Annotated in this window: 9 protein-coding genes; 6 read left to right on the top strand and 3 right to left on the bottom strand. The window is 57.6% G+C overall.

Translation table 11 applies throughout. The annotated features are described in order from the left end of the window. Positions 1 to 240, bottom strand: a 240-nt coding sequence (locus tag G455_RS0121820) for a hypothetical protein (RefSeq protein ID WP_028095568.1), incomplete at its 3' end; no start/stop codon positions are given. A gap of 194 nt (positions 241 to 434) precedes the next feature. Between G455_RS0121820 and G455_RS26745 the strand changes: the two genes are divergently transcribed. From G455_RS26745 to G455_RS27060, 6 genes are all read left to right on the top strand, one after another. Next, complete coding sequence (locus tag G455_RS26745; protein ID WP_154664462.1) at positions 435 to 713, top strand: hypothetical protein; 279 nt, start codon at positions 435 to 437, stop codon at positions 711 to 713. Between the two features lie 652 nt (positions 714 to 1,365). After that, positions 1,366 to 1,581, top strand: a complete 216-nt coding sequence (locus G455_RS26575; RefSeq protein WP_009574146.1) for a hypothetical protein — start codon at positions 1,366 to 1,368, stop codon at positions 1,579 to 1,581. Then, on the top strand, positions 1,578 to 2,978 hold the full coding sequence (locus tag G455_RS0121810) for a TolC family protein (protein ID WP_009574145.1): 1,401 nt from the start codon (positions 1,578 to 1,580) through the stop codon (positions 2,976 to 2,978). Before G455_RS26575 ends, G455_RS0121810 begins: the two co-directional genes overlap by 4 nt. Next, positions 2,975 to 4,342 (top strand): multicopper oxidase family protein, encoded by a 1,368-nt coding sequence (locus tag G455_RS0121805; RefSeq protein WP_038147513.1) that lies wholly within the window; start codon positions 2,975 to 2,977, stop codon positions 4,340 to 4,342. The genes G455_RS0121810 and G455_RS0121805 overlap by 4 nt, the downstream gene beginning before the upstream one ends. A gap of 26 nt (positions 4,343 to 4,368) precedes the next feature. Next, the gene (locus tag G455_RS27065) at positions 4,369 to 4,845 is read left to right on the top strand and encodes a cupredoxin domain-containing protein (RefSeq protein WP_009574143.1); all 477 of its coding nucleotides are present in this window, start codon (positions 4,369 to 4,371) and stop codon (positions 4,843 to 4,845) included. A gap of 23 nt (positions 4,846 to 4,868) precedes the next feature. Further along, entirely contained in the window at positions 4,869 to 5,156 is a 288-nt protein-coding gene (locus G455_RS27060) for a copper-binding protein (RefSeq protein ID WP_009574142.1), read from the top strand. A 55-nt stretch (positions 5,157 to 5,211) separates the two neighbouring features. Here G455_RS27060 and G455_RS26250 read toward each other — a convergent pair whose 3' ends face one another. After that, positions 5,212 to 5,421: a MerR family DNA-binding protein gene (locus G455_RS26250; RefSeq protein ID WP_456153979.1), complete on the bottom strand. Its 210-nt coding sequence runs from the start codon at positions 5,419 to 5,421 to the stop codon at positions 5,212 to 5,214. Between the two features lie 48 nt (positions 5,422 to 5,469). Further along, on the bottom strand, positions 5,470 to 5,744 hold a 275-nt coding region (locus tag G455_RS25145; RefSeq protein WP_035367194.1), incomplete at its 5' end, for a transposase.

Below are 5,744 nucleotides of genomic sequence, written 5' to 3'. Positions count from 1 at the left end.
CAGGAAACTGACAAGGCCAACGATGGTTTTGAAGTCGCGGAGCTTGAGGACGCTTCGGCTGGTGACGAGCATCTTATCGTCACGCCCATCAGTGGCGACGGCGCGGATGACCCACGAGCCGTACCAGCTGTTATGGCGCTTCTCTGCTCTCTCCTTGCAGACCACCTCAATGAGGTAGCCCTCGGCGAGCAAGCCGCGCAGTCCGTCTTCTGTAACCACATTCGGGGCTTCTTCTATCATGGCCTTCCCTTGGGTCCTTGTTCTGCCTGGGTGCAGTATCAGGCCCACGGGGTCGCAACACCGTGAGCGATACAAAACAACATTAATGATAGCAAGGCAATAATAACGTGTTGACGAAGTTCGCCTTGCTCCGATAACGGTGATAGCCGACAGAATGACAATCTTAAAGGCGGCAAAGGAGTTTTGCCCTGCGCTTGTTTATTGCGCGCAACGCACCGTTGCTGTTCGCGCTCCTGCTTGGAAGCATGCCGGTAGCCGCAGCGGCGGACTGCGTACCTCCCGAACGACCGTTCTTGCCTCAGTCGCAAGACGACATGCGTGCCTACGCCGATCTGATCAGAAGCGATTTCGAGACCTACATTGCCGATGTGCAGGACTACTTCCGTTGTCTCGACGCCGAGCGCGCTCGCGCCTTTGTTGAGGCGAGGGAGGTCAGTGAAGACTACGCCAGGTTCCTGAATGCTCTCGAGTAAGCGACTACGGGTTTGTGCCGCCAGTAGAAATCAACCGTTAGACCAACGCTCCGTCAGTCTCCAACGCAATGATGTTTTTTAAGCGGGCGATCATGTCGTCACCAACTGCGACATCCACGCTCGCACATTCATTGATCGATTAGGATTTCAGCAGTTTTTTTCAGACTTCTACGAAGAATGTATGAAAAATTTGCCCACACGTTTTGGTGACTTGCCGACATTTTGTTTCAGCAATACAGCTTCAAAAATGATGTACAGGATTCGGGCCTTTTTTGGGATACTCCAGATTGCCTCCATATTGGTGGCAGTGACCCTGATGCCGTCCAATGCATCAGCCATGGTTTCGTGCTCTGTTGAACAAGTCGCCCAGGAGTCTTCAAACGAGCGCCACCATCATGAAACGGACATTCCGGCTGCAGATATCGACCATGGAGCAGACCACTGTGCGTCACATATCTGCGTGGTCGGTGACTTCGTAGGTGCCGAAAGTTGCACAAAGCAGTCCGCTAATGTTTCCCTCCGGTCCTGGGATATTGCGTCCCTAGTCCGTTCGGCCACACCCGAAGGTTTGCGGCGCCCTCCTCGCGCCTGATGCACCTGTAGCCGCAGTTTGACTGCGACCATCTGCATCTAACATTTCGAGGAAATCTAAGTGAAAATTCTGCTTGCGGCATCCTTGCCGCTGTTCGGGGCCGCTTGCTCGGCGCTTCCTGAACTTGAAACCGTGCCAGCGCTTACGGCGGCGGTTACATCGCCTGTGGTCGCGTCTGCGCAACCCGGGCCTGTTGTTGCTTACGCGGGCTACTCGGTCGGAGAACCGGCCGAATGGCGGATGCTGAATGATGAACAACGGGAGGGTGGCGAATGAAACTGCCTCTTCTCATGGGGTCCATGTTGCTGGTGTCCGCCTGCGCCAGTCCTGCCGTTCTTGAGCGTGCAAAACCAGATCGCGCGGGCTTTGGCAGTGTCGAGACGGGTGCACGCCAGGCTCTAGGGGCCACACCGATCTGGAACCTGTCTGCCGCGGACCTTGAGGAAACGCGCAAGAGGGTTCACGCCATGGTGCATGGTAAGACCGTCAGCGCCGACACCGCAGTGCAGGTTGCCCTGATAAGCAGTCCCGCACTTCAAGCCAGCTTCGCTGAGCTAGGTCTGTCCTCAACTGACTTATGGGAAGTGGCTATGGGGCCGGTGCCCTCGATCGGTGTGTCAATCTCCGGGTTGGCTGGCGATGTCACTCGCACACTTGAGGCAACATTAATCAACTCCCTGCTCGACGTGGCAACATCCGCACCGCGGACCCAACTTGCGGAGATTCGCTTCAGACAATCCGAACTTGCTGCGCTCGCCGACACGATAGACTTGGCCGTTGAAACCCGCCGGGCCTGGATTGAGGCGGTTGGCGCTTTCGAAGCCGCTGCACTGATCGCTCAAACTCAGGGCACTGCCGAGGCAGCGTCCGAACTTGCTGTGCAACTGGGCCGTACCGGCGCGATGAGCAAGGCCGATCAAGCAAGGGAGCATGCCTTTACTGCTGAGCTTGCCGCCGAACGTGCAGCCGCCCAATTGGAGGCGCAATTGGCCAAAGAAAAACTGCTTCGGCTGATGGGGCTTTGGGGTAGCGACACCACTGTATTCGTGCCGGACTCGCTGCCCGCCTTGCCTGGTGGCCCGCGCGTTGCAGGAAATATCGAACAGCTGGCACTGGCAAACCGCGTAGACCTGGCATCTGGAAAGCTGGAACTCGAGGCGCTCGCGCTGGACTACCGTCTGACCGGGCAAACCCGTATGGTCTCGGACGTCCAGTTGGTGGCTGGTTTCGACCTGGAACGTGCAGCCGGAGAAACCGAGGCCAATCCAGCGCTTGCTCTAGATTTCGAGATCCCGCTCTACGACACCGGTCCGCTGGTGTCGAAGCGTGGCCGCATGGCCTATCTGCAGGCAGCGAACAGGCTGGCCCAGCAGGCCGTCGATGCGCGTTCGGACGCACGCATGGCCTATAGGGCCATCACCGGTCGCCATAGCATCGCGCGGCATTGGCGCGACTCTGTTTTGCCTCTGCGACGCCAGATCGATGACGAAGCGCTGCTGTCCTACAACGGCATGCTGACCTCGACCTTTGAATTGATCGCTGATGCCCAGGAGGGGCTCGCTTCGCGCCTCTCTGCCGCAGAAGCGAAACGTGACTACTGGCTTGCCGAAACAGACGCGACCGCGGCGATTTGGGGCGGGGCAATTACTCTGACCGGAGGTAGCGAAGAATGATGAACCGTCGTCAATTACTGGGCGCGGGATTGACCGCGAGCGCTGGAGCTGTGCTGGCGAACGCCGGGGCCGCGCAAACACGCTTTCGCGATCTGCCCGAGGCCGCCTTTACCGACAGCCCCTATACACAAGTTCCCCCAAGGCCTTCGGATCGGTTCGACTACAACCCCGTTGTAACACTGAACGGATGGTCTTTGCCGTATCGCATGAACGGAGATGTAAAGGAGTTCCACCTCGTTGCAGAGCCTGTTGAAAGGATTATGGCGGACGGGATGATTGCGCGGCTCTGGGGCTACAATGGCCAATCCACCGGACCCACAATCGAAGCGGTCGAAGGCGAGCGGGTGCGTATTTACGTAACCAACCGTCTTCCGGAACATACCAGCGTGCATTGGCACGGACTGATCCTGCCATCGGGAATGGATGGAGTTGGTGGTTTGTCGCATCCCGGCATCCCGCCGGGTAAGACCTTCGTCTACGAGTTCGACCTCATCAAGTCCGGCACCTTCATGTACCACCCGCATGCGGACGAGATGGTACAGATGGCCATGGGCATGATGGGGCTCTTCATCGTGCATCCGCGCGACCCGGCGTTCATGCCGGTGGACCGGGATTTCGCGTTCCTCCTTGCGGCCTATGACATCGACCCGGGGACCTACATCCCGCGCGTGGCCGAGATGACCAATTTCAACATGTGGACCTGGAACAGCCGGATCTTCCCGGACATCGATCCTCTGGTGGTCAACAAGGGGGACCGTGTCCGTGTGCGTTGTGGCAACCTGACGATGACCAACCACCCAATTCACATGCATGGCTATGACTTTCAGGTCACCTGTACTGACGGAGGCTGGGTGCCGGAAAGTGCCCGTTGGCCCGAGGTCTCGATCGACATTCCTGTAGGCGCCATGCGCGCCTACGAGTTCGACGCGATTCACGAAGGTGACTGGGCGATCCACTGCCACAAGTCGCACCACACCATGAATGCTATGGGCCACGACATCCCTACATTTATTGGCGCCGACAAGTCCCGCCTGACCCAAATGATCCGCCGCCAGCAGCCTGGCTACATGCCGATGGGCACGGCGGGTATGGCGGATATGGGCGAGATGTCGATGGAGATCCCCGAGAACACCGTGCCGATGATGACCGGATGGGGGCCGCATGGCCCATTGGAAATGGGTGGCATGTTTAGCGTGGTGAAGGTTCGCGAGGGCATCGACCGCGACGATTACAGCGATCCTGGCTGGTACGACAACCCGCCCGGAACACAGGCCTACGAATGGACGGGCGAGCTGCCCGAACATGCATACAACACCAGTCCGAAAACCGTGATCACGCCGCGCGGCGGCGTGCGGCAGGGCTGATGCCAGAGCACAGGAGAAACACGCTCATGAAAACTGCACTTTTGACATTGGGGCTGGCCCTGATTCCCGCCCTCGCAATTGCGGACGCCGGGCACGGCAACGGTCAAATGGCCATCGGCATGCCTGCGATGCATGGCCATGAACCCACGCGAACCATCGATGTGATAATGCGTGAGGACTACGACAAGGACGCACCGTTCGTCTTCGAACCCTCCTCGGAAATGACTTTTTCTGAGGGTGAAACCGTGCGCCTGCGCATCACGAACATGGGTGAGGAAACCCACGAGTTCGTGATGGATTCGATGGCACAAAACGCTGAACACAAAGAGCTGATGGCCAAGTTCCCTGAGATGGAACATGACGACCCTAACGCTGTGCGCCTTGAACCAGGTGAAGAGGCGGAGATCCTTTGGACTTTCAACAAGGCCGGCAACTTCGAATTCGCCTGCCTGCTGCCCGGCCACTATGAAGGCGGCATGCACGGCGCCCTTACTGTCAACTGATCTCAAATCAAAGGAAACCAATCATGACCAAATTTTTGACGCTCGCCGCTGCCCTTCTGATGACCGCTGGAACTGCAATTGCTGCTAGCGATAGTGCCATGTCCTCGGGCACGGTGACCAAGATCGATGCCAAGTGGAACAAGATTACTGTCGACCATGGCCCGCTGGAAAACCTCGACATGCCAGCAATGAAAATGGTCTTCGTTCTCGCCGATCCCGCGATGCTGGAAGGGCTGAGTGAAGGCGCACAGATCAACTTCGTTGCCGACCGTGTGAATGGCAAGCTGACTATTACAGAGCTGGTGCAGTAACTACAGGTCGCGCGCCCTGTCTCGCAGGGCGCGCGATTTCATTCGTCGTCGGAGATCATGAGAAAGTTGCGTCGTCTACGACAGAAAGATCCGCAAGAATTGGACAATCCGGTCGGTGATCGCCAGCACACTGGTGCACGAGAGACGAAAGAGTTTCTTTCATCGACATGAGTTTAGAGATCTTTTCATCAATCTGGCGCAGGTGCTCCTCTGCGACGGCCTTTACCTGCGCACTTTCTCGATTGTCATCGTTATAGAGCGCCAAAAGCGTACGGCAGGAGACTGTGCCGAATTTTGTGCCTGACGCGTTTTTTTACGCCATTGGGAAGCGGTCTTCGAACATGATGGCAAGCTGACTTCTGACAGCGTGCCATTCGCGCACCGAACGCTTCCATTCGGTGGATGTAGCATTGAGCGCCAGATAGATCAATTTCGCTGCTGCCTCATCGCTTGGGAAGTGACCGCGGGTTCGGACGGCGCGCCGGATCTTCGAATTCAATGCCTCAATGGAATTCGTGGTGTAGATCAGCCTGCGCACCTCGGGCGGGTAGTCGAGGAACGGGATCACCTCGTTCCAGGCCCGGCGCC

The sequence above is a fragment of the Pseudodonghicola xiamenensis DSM 18339 genome (genome assembly GCF_000429365.1).
In the GTDB taxonomy this organism is placed as follows: Bacteria; Pseudomonadota; Alphaproteobacteria; order Rhodobacterales; family Rhodobacteraceae; genus Pseudodonghicola; species Pseudodonghicola xiamenensis.
The sequence above is the reverse complement of the archived record's forward strand: the minus strand, read 5'-3'. Positions and strand labels throughout refer to the sequence as shown.

What these genes read in the sequence shown, in the direction of transcription:
- G455_RS0121810 (WP_009574145.1), top strand. Translation starts at nt 1,578, where the DNA reads ATGAAACTGCCTCTTCTCATGGGGTCCATGTTGCTGGTGTCCGCCTGC.
- G455_RS0121805 (WP_038147513.1), top strand. Translation starts at nt 2,975, where the DNA reads ATGATGAACCGTCGTCAATTACTGGGCGCGGGATTGACCGCGAGCGCT.
- G455_RS27065 (WP_009574143.1), top strand. Translation starts at nt 4,369, where the DNA reads ATGAAAACTGCACTTTTGACATTGGGGCTGGCCCTGATTCCCGCCCTC.
- G455_RS27060 (WP_009574142.1), top strand. Translation starts at nt 4,869, where the DNA reads ATGACCAAATTTTTGACGCTCGCCGCTGCCCTTCTGATGACCGCTGGA.